The organism is Flavobacterium plantiphilum (assembly GCF_046000495.1).
GTDB classification, from domain to species: domain Bacteria; phylum Bacteroidota; class Bacteroidia; order Flavobacteriales; family Flavobacteriaceae; genus Flavobacterium; species Flavobacterium plantiphilum.
In genome coordinates this window covers 635,481-658,512 of the sequence record NZ_JBELQA010000001.1, presented here as the reverse complement: position 1 = coordinate 658,512, position 23,032 = coordinate 635,481, and the positions used below count along the sequence as shown (strand labels likewise).

General features: G+C 36.0%; 18 protein-coding genes and 1 pseudogene. 4 read left to right on the top strand and 15 right to left on the bottom strand.

Features of this window, described 5'->3' with window-relative positions:
- Positions 1-76: 76 nt before the first annotated feature.
- The 10 genes from ABS764_RS02765 to ABS764_RS02720 all read right to left on the bottom strand — a co-directional run bounded on the left by ABS764_RS02765 (position 77) and on the right by ABS764_RS02720 (position 10,902).
- Positions 77-1,804 carry a sensor histidine kinase gene (locus ABS764_RS02765; RefSeq protein WP_408079722.1) on the bottom strand — a complete coding sequence of 576 codons (1,728 nt, stop codon included), beginning with the start codon at positions 1,802-1,804 and terminating at the stop codon, positions 77-79.
- Between the two features lies 1 nt (position 1,805).
- Positions 1,806-2,927 carry a sensor protein KdpD gene (locus tag ABS764_RS02760; protein ID WP_408079720.1) on the bottom strand — a complete coding sequence of 374 codons (1,122 nt, stop codon included), beginning with the start codon at positions 2,925-2,927 and terminating at the stop codon, positions 1,806-1,808.
- Between the two features lie 101 nt (positions 2,928-3,028).
- Positions 3,029-4,111 carry a porin gene (locus tag ABS764_RS02755; protein ID WP_408079718.1) on the bottom strand — a complete coding sequence of 361 codons (1,083 nt, stop codon included), beginning with the start codon at positions 4,109-4,111 and terminating at the stop codon, positions 3,029-3,031.
- Positions 4,112-4,276: 165 nt separating this feature from the next.
- Positions 4,277-4,837 carry a K(+)-transporting ATPase subunit C gene (locus ABS764_RS02750; protein ID WP_408079716.1) on the bottom strand — a complete coding sequence of 187 codons (561 nt, stop codon included), beginning with the start codon at positions 4,835-4,837 and terminating at the stop codon, positions 4,277-4,279.
- An 86-nt stretch (positions 4,838-4,923) separates the two neighbouring features.
- On the bottom strand, positions 4,924-6,942 hold the full coding sequence (kdpB, locus tag ABS764_RS02745; protein ID WP_408079714.1) for a potassium-transporting ATPase subunit KdpB: 2,019 nt from the start codon (positions 6,940-6,942) through the stop codon (positions 4,924-4,926).
- A 10-nt stretch (positions 6,943-6,952) separates the two neighbouring features.
- A complete protein-coding gene (gene kdpA, locus ABS764_RS02740; protein ID WP_408079712.1) occupies positions 6,953-8,653 on the bottom strand; it encodes a potassium-transporting ATPase subunit KdpA in 1,701 nt (566 codons plus the stop codon).
- Positions 8,654-8,655: 2 nt separating this feature from the next.
- On the bottom strand, positions 8,656-8,733 hold the full coding sequence (locus ABS764_RS02735) for a potassium-transporting ATPase subunit F (RefSeq protein WP_073246669.1): 78 nt from the start codon (positions 8,731-8,733) through the stop codon (positions 8,656-8,658).
- An 81-nt stretch (positions 8,734-8,814) separates the two neighbouring features.
- Positions 8,815-9,096: a DUF7674 family protein gene (locus ABS764_RS02730; RefSeq protein WP_408079710.1), complete on the bottom strand. Its 282-nt coding sequence runs from the start codon at positions 9,094-9,096 to the stop codon at positions 8,815-8,817.
- A gap of 230 nt (positions 9,097-9,326) precedes the next feature.
- Complete coding sequence (locus ABS764_RS02725) at positions 9,327-10,664, bottom strand: sigma-54-dependent transcriptional regulator (protein WP_408079708.1); 1,338 nt, start codon at positions 10,662-10,664, stop codon at positions 9,327-9,329.
- A 19-nt stretch (positions 10,665-10,683) separates the two neighbouring features.
- Positions 10,684-10,902 (bottom strand): hypothetical protein, encoded by a 219-nt coding sequence (locus ABS764_RS02720; RefSeq protein WP_408079706.1) that lies wholly within the window; start codon positions 10,900-10,902, stop codon positions 10,684-10,686.
- A gap of 389 nt (positions 10,903-11,291) precedes the next feature.
- On the opposite strand from ABS764_RS02720, the gene ABS764_RS02715 reads away from it, so the two are divergent.
- From ABS764_RS02715 to ABS764_RS02700, 4 genes are all read left to right on the top strand, one after another.
- Positions 11,292-13,625, top strand: a complete 2,334-nt coding sequence (locus ABS764_RS02715) for a TonB-dependent siderophore receptor (RefSeq protein ID WP_408079704.1) — start codon at positions 11,292-11,294, stop codon at positions 13,623-13,625.
- 172 nt (positions 13,626-13,797) lie between these two features.
- A complete protein-coding gene (locus tag ABS764_RS02710) occupies positions 13,798-14,433 on the top strand; it encodes a Fe(II)-2OG oxygenase family protein (RefSeq protein WP_408079702.1) in 636 nt (211 codons plus the stop codon).
- Between the two features lie 762 nt (positions 14,434-15,195).
- Positions 15,196-15,930, top strand: a complete 735-nt coding sequence (locus tag ABS764_RS02705) for a DUF6597 domain-containing transcriptional factor (protein ID WP_408079700.1) — start codon at positions 15,196-15,198, stop codon at positions 15,928-15,930.
- Between the two features lie 71 nt (positions 15,931-16,001).
- Positions 16,002-16,607, top strand: coding sequence for a dihydrofolate reductase family protein (locus ABS764_RS02700; protein ID WP_408079698.1), 606 nt, complete (start codon positions 16,002-16,004; stop codon positions 16,605-16,607).
- 286 nt (positions 16,608-16,893) lie between these two features.
- On the opposite strand, the gene ABS764_RS02695 is transcribed toward ABS764_RS02700, so the two are convergent.
- The 5 genes and pseudogenes from ABS764_RS02695 to ABS764_RS02675 all read right to left on the bottom strand — a co-directional run bounded on the left by ABS764_RS02695 (position 16,894) and on the right by ABS764_RS02675 (position 23,024).
- A complete protein-coding gene (locus tag ABS764_RS02695; RefSeq protein ID WP_408079696.1) occupies positions 16,894-17,589 on the bottom strand; it encodes a hypothetical protein in 696 nt (231 codons plus the stop codon).
- Positions 17,579-18,358 carry an urease accessory protein UreD gene (locus ABS764_RS02690; RefSeq protein WP_408079694.1) on the bottom strand — a complete coding sequence of 260 codons (780 nt, stop codon included), beginning with the start codon at positions 18,356-18,358 and terminating at the stop codon, positions 17,579-17,581. Before ABS764_RS02690 ends, ABS764_RS02695 begins: the two co-directional genes overlap by 11 nt.
- A pseudogene (locus tag ABS764_RS02685) lies at positions 18,355-18,471 on the bottom strand (urease accessory protein UreG); the annotation flags it as partial. The gene ABS764_RS02690 and the pseudogene ABS764_RS02685, both read right to left, overlap by 4 nt.
- A 287-nt stretch (positions 18,472-18,758) precedes the next feature.
- On the bottom strand, positions 18,759-20,279 hold the full coding sequence (locus ABS764_RS02680; RefSeq protein ID WP_408079692.1) for an aminotransferase class V-fold PLP-dependent enzyme: 1,521 nt from the start codon (positions 20,277-20,279) through the stop codon (positions 18,759-18,761).
- Positions 20,280-20,360: 81 nt separating this feature from the next.
- The gene (locus ABS764_RS02675; RefSeq protein ID WP_408079690.1) at positions 20,361-23,024 is read right to left on the bottom strand and encodes a S9 family peptidase; all 2,664 of its coding nucleotides are present in this window, start codon (positions 23,022-23,024) and stop codon (positions 20,361-20,363) included.
- Positions 23,025-23,032 lie beyond the last annotated feature (8 nt).

Genomic DNA, 23,032 nt, shown 5'->3' with positions numbered 1-23,032 from the left:
AACTTGTATGTTTCGAAACCCTTATCGTCCACAAAGAAACTCCTTAAGCAAATAAGGAGTTTTTTTTATGTCTTTTTCAGGAAACTGCATGTAGTGAAATTCCAAATGTACTCCCCAGACCCAGTTCACTTTCAACGTAGATTGACCCATTTTGCGCATCAATAAATTCTTTGCTTATAGCAAGTCCTAAACCAGTTCCAGATTTACTGCTTCCTGGAATTTGAAAGTATTTATCAAAAATTTTATTTTTATAACGAGCATCAATTCCTTTACCAAAATCAGTCACACTAAAAGAAACCTGATCATTTTCTGAAATTACTTTTACAATAATAGTACTATTTTCAGAGGAATAAGTGATGGCATTGGTTAAAAAATTAATTAAAACCCAAGATGTTTTTTCTTTATCTGCTCTAATATTTGGCAAATTTCCGGGAGTTTCTGTAACTAATTGAATGTTTTTCTGTTCGGCTTTTATTTTAACAGCATCAATAGCATAATTTACAATTTCATTGGGATCACTTTTTTCGATATTCAACTGAATATTTCCTGTTTCTAGTTGCGCTAAATTGAGTAATTCGGCTGTAATTTTCAATAACCGTTGGCTATCGTCTTTAATGCTTTCCACCAATTGTTTTTGTTCTTCATTTATAGTTCCCGTTGATGTATTTTCTAATAATTGCAGACTCAATTTTATAGAGGCAATAGGTGTTTTTAATTCATGTGAAACGGTGGCTATAAAATTAGTTTTAGCAAAATCCAATTCTTTAAAAATGGTAATATTTCTTAAAATAATAACATCTCCTACATTGATTTCTTTTTCTTCACCAGTTGGAGTAATAGTGATGCTAATGGTTTCTTTATCAAAATAACTTTCTTTTCCATTGGCAAAAATCTTTAAAGGTTGTTTTTTTTGTGAATTATTAGTTTTTTCTTTCAAAATTAAAGACCGTATCAAATTATTCGATAAGGCTAGGGTAGAAGCTGATTTACCAATAATATCTTCTGATTTTAAACCTATTATTTTCAAAGCTTCATCATTCGCAAATAAAACAATAGCTTCATTATCTAATCCGATAATTGGATCGTGCATATTATTGATTAGTGTTTCCAATCGCTTTTTTTCGAAAAATAATTTGTACAAATTACTACTGTTGTATTCTTCTAGTTTTTGAGCCATAGTATTAAATGATTTTGCTAAATCACCAAATTCATTATGATTGGTAAAATGAACCCGTTCAGAATAATTTTTATTCGCAATTTCCTTAATGCTTAGCGTCAATTCTTTGATAGGGTTGGCAATATTATTGGGCAGATTGATCAATAGGTTAAAAGCAATTAAAAAACACAAACTTCCCACAATTGCAATCGAAAAATTAGCAGTTTCAGCAGTTTCTTTAGCAATATCACTTTTAATTTTTATCGCATTCATATTGAGTTTCATAATCTCAAAAATATCTTGTCGAATTTGCGATTTGAGACTTTCATCTTTTGGATTTTGTTTCAAAAGATTAAAGTTGTTCAGCAAATTTTGAGACGCTATTTTTTCTCCTTCTTCCGTAATGTTAATGAGTTGATTTTTGAGATTCCTGTCAAAAAGATGAATGGCTTTAGGTTCATCTTTATTAATTTCATCCAAAGAAGAAAGCATGTTTCGGGAATACTCCAATGTTATATAATTGGCTTTCAGAATATTTTGAGTGTCTTTTTTAATCGAAAAAATATAAAAAGCACTTACCAAAGCAAGGATGATAATCAAGGTAAATAACAACCCAACACCGAGGTTTAATTTGGTTTTAATTTTCATATCAAGACAGAATTACAAGATCAACATTTGATTTCGATAGATTATTTAATAATCTTCTAAAAATAGTTGTAGACAAAATTACTTCAAATAAATTGAAATGCGGCTTGCCAATACAAACCGTTGTGATGTCTTTTTGCTCCACGATTTTCAGCATGGCTTCGGTAATATTCGAACTTTCGATTTTGATTACTTCAGCACCAAGTTGTGTGGCCAATTTGAAATTGTTAATCAAATGACGCTGTTTGTCCAACGCAATCTTGTTGGGACTTTCCTTTGGCATTTCGACATATAGAACATACCAACTACCGTTGTAATAACTTGCCAATCGGGCTGATTTTCTGATTACGATTTTAGCGGTTTTGTCATTGCTACTGATACAAGCCAGTAATTTTTCATGCTTTAAAGCCAAATTTTTAGGAACTTCATTTTCCACTTTCCGAACCACCTGACTGGCTACTTCTTTCAAAGCCAATTCTCGTAATTGCAGGATTTGTTCGGTTTTAAAAAAATTGGCTAATGCAGTTTGGATTTTATCTTGCGTATAAATCTTTCCTTGTTTCAACCGCGAAATCAAATCCTCCGAAGTCAAATCGATATTCACAACTTCATCCGCCAATCGCAACACATTATCGGGAACGCGTTCTTGAACATCAACGCCATTAATGCGTTTCACATCTTCATTTAAACTCTCAATATGCTGAATATTAACGGCGGAAATCACATTTATTCCAGCTTCCAAAATCTCCAAAACATCCTGCCAACGTTTTTCGTTTTTACTTCCTTCGATATTGGTATGAGCCAATTCATCTACAATCACGACTTCGGGACGTAAATTAATAATGGCTTGCACATCCATTTCTTCGAGATTTTTTCCTTTGTAGAAAATACTTCGTCTGGGAATTACAGGCAAGCCATCAAGCAATTCATGGGTTTCTTTCCGAAAATGGGTTTCTATATAACCAATTTTAACATCGATTCCGTTCTTCAAAAGCGTATGCGCTTCTTGCAACATACGGAACGTTTTTCCCACACCGGCACTCATACCAATGTAGATTTTAAACTTTCCTTTTCGAGATTTCTGAATTAAATCAAGGAAATGCTGGGCGTTATTTTGTTTTTCCATAATCACTTTTGAAACAAACTAAACAATGAAGTTTTCCACAGATTAAAAAGATTTTCACAGATTTCAAAAATCCTTTTAATCCATTAATCTGTGGCAAAAAATTAAAACGAAATCGCCAACGAAGTCGTCAAAAAAGTATTGCTATTAGTTGGATTTCCATCTTTCAAAAACACATCATCTTTGCTGGATAAATTTCTAGCTTCAATTCTGAACATCACATTATCTGAAACTAAATAATCAAAATTTGTTGAAAAGCCGTAAGTTTTAAGCCCGTTTTTAGCTCCAGTTGCAATGATAACACCTTGTTTATCTTGGTAATATTCTCCTCTAACCCCAATTTGAGTTTTAGCAGTTGGTTGGTGTTGCAAAATCAAAACGGGCGAATACCAAACATCATAATGACTACTTCCGTTTACTGTTTGTTGAGCACCAATATCAAATCCGGCAGTTAAATTGGTTTTTTCAGAAAACTGAAACTGACCATAAATATTATTAAAGTAACGCCATTTTCTGTCAGCATCAGGCTGTTCATTTCCTATAAAGGTACTCCAATTTAATGTAGTTTTACCACTTGGTTTATACATAATTTGTGTTCCAAAAGCAGGAGTTTGATTGCCGTCAATCTTCTGAATACGTTGCCAACCATTCAAATATATCGCCGCCAAATACCATTTTTCGGATGGAGACGTATAGCCAATTTTTACTCCAGCTTCATAATAGGGTGAATTATCAGCCAAAATACTTCGGGTTAAAGTCTGGCAATCTTTCCCAATCGCACTTTCAAAACCAATGTGAGTTGGCATAATTCCGGCATCAACCCACAAATTATGTTTTGATGAAATTTTCACACCAATATTGGCTTCAAAAACATTTTTCAGCAAATCCTGTTCGGCTACCAAGTTGTATTCGGCATACGTTCCGGTCATAATTGCCAAATTTCCACGAACATTATCTTTTGCATAGTTCACTTTTGCCAATCCCAAGTTTAAGTTTAATTCGTTGTGTTTGTTGTGACTATAAATAAACCCGGGACGAACATGATTGTCTGGATTTCCAAAATCATAACTGTAATAGGTTTCAATATAACCTGAAAACGTCAACGGACTTTTGGCTGTATCTATTTCTTGAGCATTTATTGTTGCACATCCGATAGTTATAAGAGCTGAAAATACTATTTTTTTCATTTTATTTGTCATAGCGAGGTACGAAGCAATCGCATCCTAATTTTATTTTTTATTTGAAACTAATCCAGCATGCGAGGCTAGAAGCCGAACTGGCGAAGCAATCTGGGCTAGGCATTCCGTTTGTAAAGAATTATGTTTTAAATTCACAATCTTAATTCTTAATACTTATTTTAATTTATCTAATTCAATATTCAATTGTAAAACATTAACTTTAGCAGGTCCAAACATTCCAAAAAGAGGGCGTTCTGTATTATTTTGAACAATTTCTAGTATTTTCCCCATTGACAAATTTCTACTGTTTGCAATTCGTTCAATTTGAACTTTGGCACCATTCACAGAAATGTTAGGATCTAGTCCACTTCCGGAAGCTGTAACCAATTCCGATGGAACTTCGCTACGCTTTACGGATGGATTTTTATGTAAAAAGGCACCAATGCGGGTTTGTACTTCTGCCAAATATTCAGGATTGTTTGGGCCTTTATTGCTTCCTCCAGAACCGGCAGCATTATAATCTACAGCAGATGGTCTGGACCAGAAATACTTGTTTTCTGTGAATTTTTGAGCCACATTAATATGCTGTTTTTTCCCGTTTACGGTAACAATTTCACCTTTTCCTTGATTGGGAGACAATTGTGCTATTCCGAGAATGCTCAACGTGTAAATTCCGGAGAAAAACACCGCACAAAACAATGTTAATCTAATTGCTGGTATTATATTTTCTTTCATAACTATATATTTATTGTTTTTTTAATGGTGTTATGTAATTCGCAAAAAAGCTCATTTCATGATTTCTATTTTTCTAATTACTTTAACTACACAAACATCGACACTACCATATCAATCAATTTTATTCCAATAAACGGAACAATCATACCGCCAATTCCGTAGATTAATAAATTTCTACGCAACAAAGCCGATGCACCAATTGGTTTATAAGCAACACCTCGTAAAGCCAAAGGAATCAGAAACGGAATAATAATTGCATTAAAAATAACTGCCGATAAAATAGCACTTTCCGGACTGTGTAATCCCATAATATTCAAACCCTGCAATGCAGGAATCGCTGTGATAAAAAGTGCCGGAATGATAGCAAAATACTTAGCAACGTCATTTGCAATGGAGAAGGTCGTTAGCGTTCCTCTAGTCATTAAAAGTTGTTTCCCAATTTCTACAATCTCGATTAATTTGGTTGGATCATTGTCTAAATCGACCATGTTTCCAGCTTCCTTTGCAGCTTGAGTTCCGCTGTTCATGGCTACACCAACATTGGCTTGTGCTAGGGCAGGAGCGTCATTTGTTCCGTCACCCATCATCGCTACCAATCTTCCTTCAGCTTGCTCTTTTTTGATGTAATTCATTTTATCTTCAGGTTTGGCTTCAGCGATAAAATCATCGACACCAGCTTTTTCTGCGATAAATTTTGCCGTAAGCGGATTGTCACCCGTAACCATAACCGTCTTGATTCCCATTTTGCGTAGGCGTTCAAAACGTTCTTTCATTCCAGTTTTGATGATGTCCTGCAATTCGATTACCCCTTGTACTTGGTTGTTTTTGATGACAACCAAAGGCGTTCCACCGTTAGATGAGATGTCAATTACTTTTTGTGCAATATCTTCAGGAAACGAATTTCCTGCTTGAAGTGCGATATTTTTCGCAGCATCTTGAGCACCTTTTCTAATGTTGGTGCCGTCTTTCAAAACCACACCAGAAGTTCTGGTTTCGGCAGTAAACTTGATTAAAGTTGCACCTTCGATTGATAATTTATTGGCAACCTCTTGTCCAGCAAGTTCAACAATACTTTTTCCTTCTGGCGTATCATCAGCAAGCGAACTCAACACAGCCGATTTGATAAAATCTTCCTGTGAAACGCCATTTGTTGGATAAAAAGAAGTCGCTTTTCGGTTTCCAATGGTGATGGTTCCCGTTTTATCCAAAAGCAAAACGTCAATGTCTCCGGAATTTTCCACGGCTTTTCCCGATTTTGTAATTACGTTGGCACGTAAAGCTCTGTCCATTCCGGCAATTCCGATAGCTGATAATAATCCGCCAATAGTGGTTGGAATCAAACATACGAAAAGCGAAATAAAAGCTGCAATCGTGATTGGTGCATTCGCATATTTTGCAAATGGAGCCAACGTTACGGTTACGATAATGAACACTAATGTAAACCCGGCTAATAAAATCGTTAAGGCGATTTCGTTTGGTGTTTTTTGACGGCTTGCACCTTCCACCAAGGCAATCATTTTATCCAAAAAACTTTCGCCAGGTTCAGAAGTTACGATTACTTTTATTTTATCGGATAATACTTTTGTTCCTCCAGTTACTGATGATTTATCGCCACCAGCTTCACGAATTACCGGAGCACTTTCGCCAGTAATGGCACTTTCGTCTATGGTTGCCAAACCTTCAATGATTTCACCATCTGTTGCAATAATATCGCCAGCTTCGCAAACAAATAGGTCTCCTTTTTTTAATTCGGCAGAAGAAATGGTCTGACCGTTTTCTAATTTGGCTGGTGTTTCTTCTCGGGTTTTTCGCAAACTATCGGCTTGTGCTTTTCCTCTTGCTTCGGCAATGGCTTCGGCAAAATTGGCAAACAGCAAGGTTAAAAATAAGATTAAAAAAACGGTGAAATTATAGGCAAAACTTCCTTGTGAACCTTCTCCGGATAAAATCCAAAGACAGACAAAAAACATTATGACTGTTCCAATTTCAACAGTAAACATTACTGGATTTTTGAACATAATTTTGAGGTTGAGTTTCACGAAAGACTGTTTGAAGGCTTCGCTAACCAACTCTTTTTGAAATAAATTATTTTGAGATTTACTCATGATATTTTAATTATTTAGCCGAAAAATATTCAGCGATTGGACCTAAAGTTAAAGCTGGAAAGAACGATAAAGCAGCTACGATAAATATCACTGCTAAAACCATCAATCCGAAAGTGGAAGTATCCGTTTTTAAAGTTCCGTTACTTTCTGGAATGTATTGTTTTTGGGCCAACATTCCAGCAATGGCAACAGGTCCGATGATTGGTAAGTATCGTGCAAACAACATTACAATTCCTGTAGCGATATTCCAAAACGGCGTATTATCACCCAAACCTTCAAATCCACTTCCGTTATTGGCGGAAGAAGAGGTGAATTCATAAAGCATTTCACTAAATCCATGATAACTTGGATTGTTCAACCAACCGGATAATGCTACTGGGTCTCCAACATATAAATGACTTGCTAAAGCAGTTCCAACCAAGATTAAAAAAGGATGCAACAAGGCAATCATCATGGCGATTTTCATTTCTTTGGCTTCAATTTTCTTTCCGAGAAATTCAGGAGTTCTTCCAACCATTAATCCACTGATGAAAACTGCGAGAATGATGAAGATGTAAAAGTTCAAAAATCCAACGCCAACACCGCCATAAAAACAATTGATCATCATTCCGAGAAGTGTTGTCATTCCTGCAATTGGCATCATGCTGTCGTGCATTGCATTTACAGAACCATTACTTGTAACTGTTGTATAAGTAGCCCAATTTGCGGAAGCAGCAGCACCAAATCGCACTTCTTTTCCTTCCATACTTCCCATATCTTGGGCAATTCCCATATTGGAAATAGCAGGATTTCCATTGACTTCGCTAATTACGGCAGGAATTAACAGCATCAGAAAACCTAAAGTCATGACGCCATAAATGGTCCATGATAACTTTTTACGTTTCAAGATAAATCCTAGTGCAAAAACCATTGCAATCGGGATCAAAAAGATGGAACCATTCTCAACGATATTGGTCAAGTAATTCGGATTTTCCATAGGATTTGATGAATTTGGACCGTAAAATCCTCCGCCATTAGTTCCTAATTGTTTGATGGCGACAAAAGCTGCTACTGGTCCGCGACTGACATTTTGTTCATTGCCTTCAAGAGTGGTAATGGTATCTTTACCTTCAAATGTCATTGGAGTTCCGTTCAGCACCAAAATAATGGCTACTATAAATGACAAAGGCAATAAAACTCTGGTACAAGATCTCACGAAAAAACTATAGAAGTTTCCTAAAGTTGCAGACGTTTTCTCTTTCATAGCCATAAAAACTGTGGCACAAATTGCCATTCCACAGCCTGCACTGATAAATTGCCAAAGCATCAACGTTAATTGTCCTAAATAGGACAATCCGCTTTCGCCGGAATAGTGTTGCAAATTGGTATTGGTTACAAAACTAACAGAAGTATTGAATGCCAAATCGCCACTCATGGACGGATTTCCATCTGGATTAAATGGCAGCCAAGCCATATTGGTTAAAACCAACATCGAAATGATAAACCAAACCCCATTGATGGTCAAAAGAGCTAACAAATGCTGTTTCCAGTTCATTTCCTTGAATGGATCGATGCCACCAATCTTAAAGAATAGTTTATCGATTGGATTAAAAATTCTGTCCAACCAAGTGCTTTCATAATTGAATATTTTACCGATGTAACGACCTAGCGGAATGGCTAAAATTATAACCAATCCGTACATAACGATAATTCCGAGTATTTCAGAGTTCATATTTAGAATTTTTCGGGTTTAATTAAAACATAGCAGATGTAAATAAAAACCGCTATGGCGATGATGAAAAGTGGTATCATAATTTAGATTTTTCATAGAATTGAATCATTTTAAAAAACAAGGCGAATAAATCAATCCGCTTACAGAAAGGATAATTGCCATCATACTCCAGAACTGTTTATTTGTTTGAGATATTCCGCCTTGAGCGATTGAGGAAAGAGATTGGAGATATTGCAATGACGCAGTTCCATAAAAGTAGAAACCGAGAAAACATAGACATTAGAAATGGCATTTTTAGTTTCGGAGCTTCCGGTAGCAAATAATTTTTCGGCTAAAGCCAAGCATTTTTTGGCTCGTACAATATTTCCTGAAACGATAGCTGATTTTGTAATTTCAGCAAATCGTTCGGCTTGTTTGTAAATATTGGTAACTTGATTTTTCATAAGAATGAATTTTTATGTTCATTCGCCTGATGCCAAAAGCTGTTCCAATAAAAAGAAAATATTGTTAAGTTGTTGCAGATGTTGTGTTTGTAATTGTTGTGCCAAAAATGGAGCATAAAAAAGCCTATCATTTTGATAGGCTTTTATCGTTTTGGAAGGATTTAAATTTAGAATAACCGCAAATTCGCAAATTAATTTTAGTCTTTTTAATTTGCGAATTTGCGGTAAAACTAATGAATATTGTATTCGTCTAATTTGCGATATAAAGTAGCGATTCCGATTTCTAATAATCGTGCAGTTTCAGCCTTATTGCCTTTGGTGTAGTTGAGCACTTTTTGAATGTGCAATTTTTCGATACTTTGCATGGAGAAAGCCGACATTGTTTTATTAGAATTGTCCTGAATGTGTTGCATTTCATAAGGCAAAACTTCTGGAGTTAGTGTGTCATCTGCTAAAATTACCGAGCGTTCTATGATGTTTTTTAACTCACGAACATTTCCTGGCCAATGATAAGCTTCTAATTTTTGAAGGAAATCAGGCAAGATTTGGAGTTCTTTCTTATTGGTTTTAGCTGAAAATTGCTTCACAAAATAACTCGTTAGAGGCGAAATATCTTTTATTCGTTCACGTAATGGCGGAATAATAATTTCGAAAATATTCAACCGGAAATACAAGTCCGAACGGAAATTATGGTTCTCGCTTTCGGTTTTTAAATCACGGTTGGTTGCAGCAATTAATCTAAAATTGGATTTTTTAGATGTCGTTTCTCCAACAGGAATGTATTCGTTAGTTTCTAAAACGCGAAGCAGCTTGGCTTGTAAATCGATTGGCATTTCACCAATTTCATCAAGAAATAAAGTTCCGCCATTAGCTTCTTCAATAAATCCTTTTTTATCTTTCAAAGCTCCTGTAAAAGCACCTTGCTTGTGTCCGAATAATTCGCTTTCCAGAATTTCCTTGCTAAACGTACTGCAATTCAAGGCCACGAAAGATTTACCAACTCGATTGCTGTTTTCGTGAATCGCTTGTGCAAAAACTTCTTTTCCCGTTCCGGTTTCACCCGTCAATAAAACGGTCGAATCAGTTTTGGCTACTTTTTTAGCCAAATCAATAACTTGTTCCAATGCTTTTGATTTTCCGATGATAGTATCAAAGGAATATTTATCAGAAATACGTTTTTCGAGTTGTTTTACTTTCTTCTGCAATTGCGATTTTTCTATAGCTTTGTATAAAAGCGGAATAATCTTATCGTTGTCGTCACCTTTTACGATATAATCGAAAGCACCGTTTTTCATGGCTTGAACACCATCGGCAATTTTCCCGAAAGCAGTCAATAGAATCACTTCGACTAATGGAAAATTGGTTTTAATTTTTTCAAGAAATTCAACACCATTTCCGTCGGGCAATTTTACATCGCATAAAATGACATCAATATTGTTCATTTCTAATTTTTTGAAACCTGATTTTAAATCACCTGCTTCCATAACATCAAAACCTTCCGATTTTATGATTCTAGTAAGTAAACCTCTTAGTTTGTCTTCATCATCAATGATTAATATATTTTTCAAAAGAATAAAGCATTAAATTTTAAGTAAAAGTAGATATTATTTTTAAAGGAATTAATTGTTTACTGTTTTTAGATTCATTAATAGATAGTTTACTACAAAACAGAACAACCAAATAAGAATATGTTTTGACTTTACGAACTATTTTTGAACCTTCAAACACTACGTAGTTAGAGCCAATTTCTTCAAATCCTGCAAAAAATGGTTCGTAAATAGTTCCATAAGGGCCTGGAAATCTCATTCTGTCACGATGAGTATTCCATCAAAATAGAATGTATAAATGACCATCCAAATAATTTTCCTTTACTATATGAAATAAACAAACGACTTCCAAACAATATTGATTGGCACCTGTGAAGCTTTTTTTGTTATTCTATAAAGCACGAATTTCAAAGGCAAAAGAACATTGTTAACCCAAAACGATTATTCTTCAGACCATCGTTGATAACCCCTTTTTGGTTGGTTTAAATAAGATAATGCAGTTGTCAAGAAGTACTGCAGTGTAAGAGCAACCCGATTTATTGTAAAAAAAAGATGAGTATTACTTGTTAAACTGTTATTAATTTCTACATTTGTGTATTTTTATTAATTCTAAATAAAAATAATAATTTTAATCAAATTTAAAAATCAATGAAATATCTTTATCAAAGAAAATTACAGTTTTTGTTGGTAATCAGCTTCTTGTTAACAGTCTTTTCCTCCTTTGGACAACAAAATCATGGTAAAATAAAAGGAAAAATCACAACGTCTGATGGTGAAGAAGCTGTGGGAGTAAACATCATTCTTGAAAACTCAAAATATGGAACAGTTTCTAATGAAGATGGTACTTTTGAATTTAACAGAATAAAACCCAATAACTACATCTTACAAGTATCGTTAACAGGGTATGAAACTCTGGAAAAAGAAGTAATTGTTACAGCAAATAAGACTACATTTCTTAGTTTGCAACTCAATGTTTCAAATAAAGAGTTACAAGAAGTTAAAGTAAGTGGTAAAAAAAGCATCTTCTCTAAAAAAACAGAGTATGTTGCTAGAATGCCAATATCTAATCTAGAAAACCCACAGGTTTATAGTGTAATCCACAAAGAATTATTACAAGATCAAGTTATAGTAGAAATAGGTAGCGCTATTAGGAATTCACCGGGAGTTGTCCCGCTTAGTTATCCTTCGGGAGGATTCGCAGCGATATTTAGAGGGTTTACCGTTGGAATTAATTCCCGAAATGGTATGGAAACTTTATCTGGTCGTTCCTCAGTTGGTATTGCAAACGTTGAGAGAATAGAAATAATAAAAGGACCATCGGGAACATTGTTCGGGTCATCGGCATCTTCCTTTGGAGGAGTAGTTAATTTGGTTACAAAAAAACCATTTGAAACAGCAGCAACAGAAATAGGGTATACTGCTGGAAGTTTTGGTTTAAACCGTCTTACTGCTGATATAAATACACCTTTAACAAAAGATAAAAATGTTCTTTTTAGGCTTAATGTAGCTGTCAATAAAGAAAAAAGCTTTTTAGATTATGGCTTTAATAAAACCCTAGAAGTTACACCTAGTCTTACTTATAAAGCTTCTGAAAAACTTACTTTTAATATAGATGCCGAATTGTTTAATAGTAATAACACAAAACCATTATATCCTGCAGTTTCAAATACTTCAGGAATAACTAATCCTGGTGATATAAAATTAGATTACAAAAAGTCATTAGTTCATGAAGATGCCGACGCTAAATCTTCGGCATCAAAGGCTTTTGTTCAAGGAGAATATAGGTTTTCTGAAAACTGGAAATCAACTACTTTATTTTCTTTTGTAGGGGAGGATGTTGAGTATAGTTATCAGGTTTCGCCTACTTGGACTTCTCCAACTACAGCAACGATTCGTGCCACTGTTTTTGGTCCAATATCAAGTAATTACACCAATATCCAAGAAAATATTAATGGTGAATTTACAACAGGTCCTTTAAAGCACAAATTATTGACGGGAATCAATTACAGGTATTATACCGATACTTTCTCGACGATTCCTACTCCTGCAACACCTTTTAGAACCATTGATGGTGCAACAAATTTTGCTCCAATCAGAAAAAATGAAATTGATGCTGTGTTGCTGGCACCTACAATAAGAGCGGGTAGAAATGAACATACTTTTAGTGCATATGCTTCAGATGTAATTAGTATGGCAGACAGATTATCGATTATGCTAAGTTTACGTATAGATAATTTTGATCGTAAGGAAAGCGGAACTACACCGGCATACAATCAAACTTCATTATCTCCAAAACTAGGCGTGGTTTATCAGGTTGTAAAAAATCAGGTTTCACTATTTGGAAATTACATGAACGGTTTTCAAAACTTAGCTCCGGTAAATCAGCCCGATGGCAATCAATTAGTGCTGGACCCCTTATATGCTAATCAATATGAAGGAGGTATAAAAGTAGAAGCCTTCAACAAAAAATTAAGCACCACGGTAAGTTATTACAATATTACGAATGACAATGCTGTAATGAGATTTGCTGATTTAACTTATGAGCAAGGCGGTAAACAGGTCAGTAAAGGTTGGGATTTTGAGTTAATTGCAAATCCAATTGCGGGCTTAGATATCATTGCTGGCTATGCTTATAATGATAATCGTATTGTAAAATCGGCTACAGCATCTCTTGAAGGTAATAAGGCAGCTGATGCGCCTGAAAATGTTTGGAACTTTTGGACTTCTTATAAATTACAAAATAAATTAAAAGGGTTAGGGATTGGCTTTGGGGCTAATTATGTTGATGAAAGCTACATGTCCACCACTAATACTTTTTATATTCCTTCCTATACTGTATTTAATAGCACAGTATTTTATGAACAACCAACCTGGAGAGTTGGAATCAAGATTAATAATATATCCAATGAGAAATATTGGAGTACATGGGGAGCTCCACAACCACCTACAACAATTTTAGCAAATTTAACATTTAAGTTTTAATTTTTCTTGTCTAATAAAGAAGACCTCTATTCGAAATGATAGAGGTCTTTTTTATTTTATAATTATTGTAACGACACTTAAGCTAAAGTTCTTGATTCGAGAAATTCTTTAATACTTGGATAATTTACCTCTCCGTTTGCGGTAAGCGGTACATTATCTAAGTAAATTAAAAATGGCTGCAACACAAACGGGTTCGGGGTCTAAAACGGATCTGTATGTACATACTGAGGATGCTTTTTTACATAATCAGGCCGATTTTTTAAGTTTTCTGTATTTAAGAAATGAAGAGAAAGTTCCTTCCTCTTTATATTCCATCCGTTCTCATGGAGCAATTAATGAGACAATGGAAAAATTATTTGAAGCTATTTATCAATGTCCAAAAGATGCCAATTATGATGAAGATGCAACGGTAGGTCCTACCACTTCTGTTTTATATGGAAATAAGAAGTTTCCCTTTATACGTTTTGATGCTGCGGAACAAATATTTAACGATAATGCAGGACAAACTCCTGAGACTCTTTATAATTTAACAGAATTCTGGAACGAGGCAAAGGAGCTTATCAATAGTGAGTACATTCCTAATTCCGGAGACCTGATTTTTGTCAACAATCACTTATGTGCCCATGGTAGAAATGCTTTTGTAGCTGGTCAACGGGAAGAAAATGGGGAAATTTTAAAATGTGAGCGTCGACAAATGTTAAGAATGATGAGTAAAACCAGTTTAATTCACATAAGATCCGTAACCCAAACTAATGATCCCTATTTTGTTATGGAGGAACATTTAGGTCAGATTTTTAATTTGGATTAGTGTATGTTTACATTATAAATATTTTACATCTCATATTTCTTTCTTTTTTAGTTTTACATAATATTTTAAAAAAAAGACAATGCAGTTCCTACTAGGAACTGCATTGTTATGTTGTAGCTAGAACAAAGTCCTTACTCTTTGAGTCCCTTAACAATTCAGTCTGCTGCCGTCTGCCTTGTCAGATAGTAATCAAATTACTTCTTGATTCTACAATTGAGGTGTATTGGTTTTGCTGTGCGGTAAAGGATATTTTCTTTTGTGATAAAATAAAATAAGAAAAATTTTATAAAAATTTAATGGTTTTCATAGCGGTGCTAAACTCGAATTGTATTTTATAAACTGTAATATTTTAAACGGAGTAAATTTCATGGTTTGAACCCCCGTCGCCCACAAGAAGACAAACAATGTCATTGGAAGACAATGGCGTTTTTTTTTTCACATTTATACTATTTTAGGTTTTCAAAAAACGTCAAAATTGGTATCAAGTGTTCGATTACTGTCCCTGACAGCCCACATAAAGACAAGTAACGCCATTGGATGACATTGGCGTTTTTTTTGTTCATACTCTACAAATTAGTTAACATTTACGGATCAAATTCAAAATTTTTACTGTGTTAAAAAAATATCTTTTTTTTTGTACTATTGTAAAACCTTATGTTTGATGACGTAGTGAATGTACTTCTATAACGAGCAAGATACATAATACATCGTATTAGGTATTTATAACATATCAACATTGTATCGAACAACACCAAGAAACCGATGGAGTATAAAATAATAAAACCTTATAAAGATTTAGAACCTTTTATTCATTTCTATTGGGAACTGAAAGGAAACGATGTTGAACCTCAAAGGGAACGGGTTTTTCCAGATGGCTGTGCTGGTATACTAATAAATTTGGGAGATACTTGTTTGACGGACAATGGCTCAGTTTCTATGGAGTTTGGAAAAACTTATATAGTCGGTGCAATGAATTCGTTTAAAGACAGCTTTATTAACTGCGATACACATTTACTTGGTGTATGCCTAAAACCTGCAACTTTTGCTAATTTCTATAAGTATGCTTCGCAAAACGAGTTGACTAACGATACCGTTGAATTTGAAAAATACAATTCATTTGATATTGATAAAATATTTGACACCCCATTCCATTACTTTGACCGTTTCTATTCCGAAAGAGTAAAAATCAAACACAGCCAATTACAACCAGTTATCAATGATATACATTTAACAAACGGGCAAATTAGTATTTATGAATTATCAAAAAAAAACTTCACAACCGTAAGACAACTCGAGCGAAATTTTAAAAAACACATTGGATTATCACCAAAAGAATATTCAAATATTATTCGATTTCAGAATGCTTTACGTGTAATCAAAAGTTCCAAGCAAGATCAGAGCTTATTAGATATAGCTTATGAGTGTGGTTATTATGATCATTCACACCTTTGTAATGAAATCAAGCGTAATACCGGGCTTTTACCATCACTACTTTAATTTGTCGCATTTTTACAAAGTATAATTGTCTGCCTAAAAGTAAATTTGCAGAAACGTTAAATTTAAAACAGATGCGAAAAATATCACTTTTCATTGCAATGAGCCTAGATGGTTACATTTCAAAACCAAATGATGATTTAACCTTCCTTAAACTTGTAGAAAAAGAAGGAGAGGATTATGGCTATTCAGAATTTATATCCAAAATTGACACAATAATTATTGGAAGAAAAACCTATGATTATGTATTAAAAGAAATCGGTTCATCTCATTATGACAACGGTCAGAGAGATGTTTATGTCATAACAAGAACAGAAAGACCACAAGTAGGCAGAACAATTTTTTATACCGGAAATATCACCGAATTAGTTAAACGGTTGAAGTCTGAAAAAGGAAAGAATATATATTGTGACGGTGGTGCTGAAGTAATAAATGAATTATTGAAGCACGACTTAATAGACGATTTTACAATTTCGGTCATACCAATTTTATTAGGCAATGGAACAAGACTTTTTAAGGACAGAAGGCCTGAACAGAAACTTGAATTTATAACAGCAAAAAAATTTGAAACGGGATTAACACAATTACAATACAAGAGGAAAAAAAAACAACGTTCCGTCTACACAGATTTTGACTCAGACGAGTTGAAGCACATGATTCAAGCGCAGTGCTTCGGTTGAATTTTTTGTGTTTTAGTTGAGCCTTTCGGCTTCAATTTCCCACCCGAACGTAAATTCCCAAAACTTCACCACTTCATTTTATATTTTCAAAAAATGTTAAAATAGGTATCATGTGTTCGATTGCAATCTCTGGCACTCCACCAGAATTTATAAACCTCTAAAGTAATTGATTCTATTCTGAATCTGAACTTAAACATAAACTAGGAGAGAACATCTGGTGGTTAATTGCATTAGCAGATAGATCAGGAATAGATATTAGTGAAGCAGTAGGTAATTTATTATGTTTTTACCATCCCAACCAAATCATACCGAATCCACATATTAAAATGATTGAACCGCTTATGAGCTCTATAAACTTTTCAAATCCTTTATAGTTGATGGAATTAGCACCAAAAAAACCAATTAAAACCATGGACAGCATGGTTAAAATGGTTGCTAGCGTATAGACTACAATTAGGATTCCAACCTCAGTTAATGAATAATCAATAGCGGGATAAATAATAAGTGGAATCATGGGTTCACTTGGACCAGATGCAAAAATGAAGAACATCACCCAAGGCGTTACTTTAAAACGTTGGTTTGGTGCTACCGTTTGTCCATGTTGGTGTTCAAAAACATAAATCTCTCCTTCTTCCGAAGTATCAAAATGTTTGTGAATTTTGTTTTTATTCATATTATAAAGGGCATACAACACATAGCCTAATCCAAAAAGGAACAACATCCAGGAAGCAAATCCGCCACGAATAGATTCTATGTCAAAAGTTTTGGCTAATGTCCAGCCTAAAAATATGCCCACTAGTCCTAATAATACCGAACTTAAAACATGAGCCAGTCCGCACAATGAAGTCCAAAGTATTGTTTTTTTTAAGCTCCATTTTTTAGAACGGGATAAAACAATAAACGGTAAATAATGATCCGGCCCACTAAAAGTATGCAAGGCACTTATAGAAATTACCGTTAAGCAAAGTATATTAAAATTCATTTTGTTTGATTATTTTAGTCATTTCTCTCATCCAGGATAATAGTTTTTCGGCTTTGTCATGCAAAATTTTCACAACCAAGCCATTTGTTGGCGTTTCTGAAATTCCGAACACACAATTTTTATCCTCTAAATAAGTGTCCAATTGCTTCTTTAAGTTCTTTACATCGCAAGATTCGTTCAAAAAAACCACACTCAACTGATGCGTAAAACCTTCATACTGTCCTAAATTCACCGGATTAGATTCCGATGGTTTTAAATATAAATTTTCAAAAAACACTAATCTATTTTCCTGATAAATCTTTGTCAGCGGCTGAAATTGCTTAAATTCAAAAACTTCTTCTTTTAGTTTTCTTCCACAAGTAAAAATTTCACCCCAAAGTACCGAAGCATTTTTTTCTAAATAAATCGTATTGCTACTCTTAAAACTAGAACCTTTATGAGGTACACAAGGATGTGGCAAATAACATAAAAAAGAGTTGGTTTTCAAGGTCACATTTGTTTCTTGAAAAGCACTCTTTTCCATGGTAAACAAGCGTTGAAAAGATTGAGTTGTAAACTCCATCTGACTATTTTCATGTAAAGTGAAATCAAAATACAATTCATCCTCGTCCAAAACTCCAGGTGAAGAACTCATCAAAATAAGTTCTAACAAGGGATTTTTTTTGTCTTCACGAATGTCAACTACTTTAAACGGGGTATTAAAAAAAGCCGATTTCAATTGGGTTAAGCCATTTTTTACTTCAGCTTCTATGCTTACTTTTGAAATCATCTAACTAAATTAGGTTCGTTTACAGCTTCTAACAAGGCGTATTTTTGAATCCAACCAATTACATCATACAAGCCTTCTTTCTTCATTAAATTAGTAAATACAAAAGGTTTTCCGTTATTCTGTAGAAGAAATTCATTTTACCCCTGGAACACCATTCTTCTTAAAAGGGATGATTAGTTATAATTTTTAAATAGCATTTCAACTGTTTTAAAAGCCTTCCTTCATAATTGAAAAAGAAGGCTTTTTTTATTATTTGCCAATTTGTGTTCTTTAACGACTGTTTATTAAAAATTATAAACAATCAAAATAACAACAGTTTTATTCTTTTATTTCTTTAATAATGCCAAACTCAAAAACTTTTCTGGTCTCTTTTAACGGATTCTTACTTTGGATATCCTTATTACAAATGGAACCAATCTTTGATAATATCCTTTTCGGTAGTAAGCCCTCCCTGAGGTAAAAAGGCATTCTTGTGGGAATCATAGCGATAATCCCTTTGCCAGTGTATGGCGTTCTGGGCTACGGCTGCAATAGCATCGCAAATAAAGACTACCTCTGCAGTAGTCATTGTCGGATGAATGGACATTCTGACCCAGCCGGGACGATCCACCAGACAGCCTTCCAGTATTTTGGCTTCAATGGATTGCGATGTAGAAACATCCAGATGCAACAGATAATGGCCATAGGTGCCCGCACAGGAGCATCCGCCTCTGGTTTGAATCCCAAAACGGTCATTGAGCAATCGAACCACCAGATTGTAATGCAAGTTTTCAATATAAAAAGAAAACACCCCCAAACGCTCGGTGTGCTGCTGCGCCAAAATATGAAGATTTTTTATTGTAGAAAGCCTGTCAAATACAATCGCATTGAGTTCCTGTTCCCGGGCCAGTATAGTAGGCACTCCCATTTGCTCTTTGAGTTGAATAGCCAAAGCTGTTTTTATGGTCTGAAGAAATCCCGGGGTTCCACCGTCTTCACGGGTCTCGATATCCTTAATATAATTGTGATTGCCCCACGGATTGGTATAAGTCACTGTGCCACCGCCGGGATGATCAGGAATGCTGTTTTGATATAATTTTTTATTAAAAAGCAGTACTCCCGAAGTGCCGGGGCCTCCTAAGAATTTGTGTGGAGAAAAAAATATAGCATCTAAATAAGCTTGACTGTTTTCTGGATGCATATCGATTGCCACATAGGGTGCTGAACAGGCAAAATCAACAAAACAAAGGCCACCACAAAGATGCATCATTTCAGCTATACGATGGTAATCTGTCCGTATTCCAGTCACGTTAGAACAGGCTGTTACTGATGCAATTTTCAGGGGTCGGTTCTGGTACTGTTTTAAAAGACTTTCAAAATGATCAAAGCACAATAACCCTTCCTTATCGCAAGGGATGATTTCTACATGAGCAATGGTTTCTAACCAGGAAGTTTGGTTAGAATGATGTTCCATGTGGCTTATAAACACTAGCGGACGAAGTGCATCGGGGACATGGGTATACGCTCTTAGATTTTCATTTACTTTGATCCCTAAAATACGCTGAAACTTATTGATCACGCCTGTCATTCCTGATCCATCCATAATTAATACATCATCTTCAGCAGCATTCACATGTTTTTTTATAATCCGCCTTGCTTCTTGATACGCTAAGGTCATCACAGCCCCCGTAACAGCGGTTTCAGTATGGGGATTGGCAACAAAAGCTCCCACTTGCTGTACTAACTTATCTTCAATAGGCTTATATAATCTGCCGCTGGCGGTCCAGTCGGCATAGATGATTTTCTGTATGCCGTACGGTGATTCAAATTCTTGGTCGATGCCTACAATATCGGAACGGAAATGGGAAAAGTAGGTTTCTAAATCCGTTTGCGCTGGATTGGAATTTTCTTTTGGATGGGTAGTAGTGTTTGTATTGTACATTTCGAATCCTCTTTTTGATTATTACTGAGCGTATAAGGTATTTACTATTGTTTTCTTGCTACAGCCTTATTTTTAAAACCCTTACTCTTTAATCCCCTTAACAATCCAATCTGCAGCAGCTTGGTCTTTGAGATAATAATCAAACCACTGCTTGATTCTGCGATTGAGGTCTATTTGGTCTTGTAGCTGCAGTAAGGTATGGTTGCCATTGGGGTAGAATAAAGCTATACTCTTTTTCTTCAATTGTCGCAACGCCAGATAATATTCCAGACTTTGGCTCCAGTTCACCTGAGTATCTTTTTTCCCAGACCATAGCAATAGGGGAGTCTGGAGTTGATCGACATAAGTGATGGGGGAATTTCTACGATACAGCTCAGGATCTTCCAGTGGACTGGTATTCATTTTGTAAGTGCCATCATAGAACCGCCAAAACTGAGGTCTTTTATAATTCCAACTGATCGAATAATAATTGCGCTGCAAATCCGTGATAGCACCTCCGGCCACGCCTGTGGCAAACAACTTGGTTTTATTGAGTACATAGGTCGTTTCATAACCTCCAAAGGAATGCCCCAGCAAACCAATTTTTTCAGGATCCACTAGTCCTTCGGCAATTACTTTTTGTACGGCAGCAACGCTGCAATCCACAGCCGATGCCCCTACGTTTTGTGTTTCATGTGCAATGTCAGGATAGAGCACAAAATAATCGTTTAAGCTATAATGGGTATTGTTGAAACCGTTCTCAGACTGTACTGTGGGATTCGTGTAGAGGTGACGCTTATAGGCCTGATCCGAATAGATGTTCACGATCATCGGGTATTTTTTTTGAGGATTGTACTGCGCAGGATAAAATAGTACGGCTTTCAGAATGTCTTTCCTGGAGTTTTCAAAAGTAAATAAGGAAGCCTTTCCCCAGAAATACTTCGCTTGCTGGGGATTACTCTGGTATAGGGTCTGAGAGGCTTGACCTATCTTTTTAAAGCAGACTTGCGGCGCCGTTTCAAAGCTTTGTTGCCTGTACAGGAACGCCGTACCGGCTGCATTACCAATCAACTGGTCCACCAAAGCCTCTTCATAGACTATCTGCTCCAGTTTGTTCTTTCCTTTTAAGAGATAATAACCACTTTGCTCTAAATAGCCTCGAGCTTTCAGGTACAACCCTTTTTTTAGGTCATACGCCATAGGGACAGGGCCATCATACAGGGATTGTCCATACGAAAAATCAGGCAGTCGGATCAGTCGGTATTGGGTGCGTTTGGTTCTTCCATGGGTCAACTGCCGATAACCGCTGCCATCTGCTTTAAAGAGCCAAAGATCATACTGGTCGTAAAGCAACAATTCCTGATCGTGGGGAGTCCATCCAGGATTGCCAAACGCATTGTCTCCACCCAGCAGACTCGTTTTTCCATCAAATACGATCCCCGAAGCTGCGGTTAGGTTGGTATGGGTATCGGTAGCTACAGTGTAAATCCACCAGTTTTTATCCTTAAAATAGCTGATGTATTCTCCAGTAGGCGAGGGCATGATCTCGCCCTTGGTACTGGATTGCTTGGCTAAGAATAATTGTTGTTCCCCGGTGTCTAAATTCAGCAAATAATAATCCCTGGGCACATCCTGAGCCACCGAGGGTTCCAGAGTAATGGGATTAGAGATAAGCGCCAGCTGCTGCTTGCCATTGAGCAGTAGCTTGGGGAATGCCGTGGAAGTAATAGGCAGAATGCGCCCCTTGGCAGGAGTCCATACCGCTACCTTGGGTAGATTAATATAGGGCTGTATACCCAGCGAAGCCGGAAAGAGTTGCGGATCGCTGGCGTTCCAAATCTCGACCTGATCTTTGTCTTGGGGATACTGCTTTTGCTCTGGAAAAATCACAGAGAAAAACACCCGCTGTAAATCATCTGAAATCAAAAGCTTGTTTTGAAAATCATAGTACAGTTGAGCTCCTTGGGGAAAACCATCGGCAGCAGCCGTAGGAAGCAGAAAACATTTTTGTTCCTGCAATAAATAATAGTACAATGCCATATTGGGATGGCTATCGTTCTTTTTACTGAGGAAGGCTACCGCCTGAGACTTTTTATCCCAGTAAAAATGATCCCAATCCTGAACCGTATCAGAAAGTATGAGCTTAGTGGTGCCTAATGCTAAATCCTGAATACAAAGTCGATACGTCTTCTTGTTTTGCATAGCATACACTAAGTATGCCCCATTGGGGCTGATGGAAAACTTTGTCACCCCATCAATAGCGCTACTTTTCCCTCTAGTAGAGGAACGAACCAGCAGCTGTGTGTGACTAGAGGCTTCTTTTTGCAAAATATAAAAAGCATTACGAACAGCGCTATAGGCATAGCTTTGGACATTAGTAATCCGTTCTCGCTTGCCGCTGCTCAGCTCCAAGATAATCAATTCCTGACCCTGCAGGGCAACCAACCAATTTTGTTGGTCAAAAGTGCTGTTTCTGGCCTGTGGCAGTGCATAGCGCAGGCTACCGGAAGTCTGACGCACAAACAAAGTATCCGCTCCAGTATCGTACTGCATGCTATAACTAGCCCACTGGGCATTGGAAGAGAGTTGCTCCAGTTTTAAATGCCCCCATTGGCTGTAGTCTTTGACTTCGATTCTTTTTTGAGTCCCTACTTGCCCTTGGCAAAGCAAGGGCAGCAGCAACAAAAACAGCACAAAAAAGACAATCCATGGGAAACCGTACGCAGCTCGGGCGTACGGAGTTCTTACAATCAAATTACTATTCATAAGCGTTT

Bases quoted from the DNA above. Each gene is read 5' to 3' on its own strand.
- ABS764_RS02765 (WP_408079722.1), bottom strand. From the start codon at position 1,804: ATGAAAATTAAAACCAAATTAAACCTCGGTGTTGGGTTGTTATTTACC.
- ABS764_RS02760 (WP_408079720.1), bottom strand. From the start codon at position 2,927: ATGGAAAAACAAAATAACGCCCAGCATTTCCTTGATTTAATTCAGAAA.
- ABS764_RS02755 (WP_408079718.1), bottom strand. From the start codon at position 4,111: ATGAAAAAAATAGTATTTTCAGCTCTTATAACTATCGGATGTGCAACA.
- ABS764_RS02750 (WP_408079716.1), bottom strand. From the start codon at position 4,837: ATGAAAGAAAATATAATACCAGCAATTAGATTAACATTGTTTTGTGCG.
- kdpB (WP_408079714.1), bottom strand. From the start codon at position 6,942: ATGAGTAAATCTCAAAATAATTTATTTCAAAAAGAGTTGGTTAGCGAA.
- kdpA (WP_408079712.1), bottom strand. From the start codon at position 8,653: ATGAACTCTGAAATACTCGGAATTATCGTTATGTACGGATTGGTTATA.
- ABS764_RS02735 (WP_073246669.1), bottom strand. From the start codon at position 8,733: ATGATACCACTTTTCATCATCGCCATAGCGGTTTTTATTTACATCTGC.
- ABS764_RS02730 (WP_408079710.1), bottom strand. From the start codon at position 9,096: ATGAAAAATCAAGTTACCAATATTTACAAACAAGCCGAACGATTTGCT.
- ABS764_RS02720 (WP_408079706.1), bottom strand. From the start codon at position 10,902: ATGAGATTTCCAGGCCCTTATGGAACTATTTACGAACCATTTTTTGCA.
- ABS764_RS02715 (WP_408079704.1), top strand. From the start codon at position 11,292: ATGAAATATCTTTATCAAAGAAAATTACAGTTTTTGTTGGTAATCAGC.
- ABS764_RS02710 (WP_408079702.1), top strand. From the start codon at position 13,798: ATGGCTGCAACACAAACGGGTTCGGGGTCTAAAACGGATCTGTATGTA.
- ABS764_RS02705 (WP_408079700.1), top strand. From the start codon at position 15,196: ATGGAGTATAAAATAATAAAACCTTATAAAGATTTAGAACCTTTTATT.
- ABS764_RS02700 (WP_408079698.1), top strand. From the start codon at position 16,002: ATGCGAAAAATATCACTTTTCATTGCAATGAGCCTAGATGGTTACATT.
- ABS764_RS02695 (WP_408079696.1), bottom strand. From the start codon at position 17,589: ATGAATTTTAATATACTTTGCTTAACGGTAATTTCTATAAGTGCCTTG.
- ABS764_RS02690 (WP_408079694.1), bottom strand. From the start codon at position 18,358: ATGATTTCAAAAGTAAGCATAGAAGCTGAAGTAAAAAATGGCTTAACC.
- ABS764_RS02680 (WP_408079692.1), bottom strand. From the start codon at position 20,279: ATGTACAATACAAACACTACTACCCATCCAAAAGAAAATTCCAATCCA.
- ABS764_RS02675 (WP_408079690.1), bottom strand. From the start codon at position 23,024: ATGAATAGTAATTTGATTGTAAGAACTCCGTACGCCCGAGCTGCGTAC.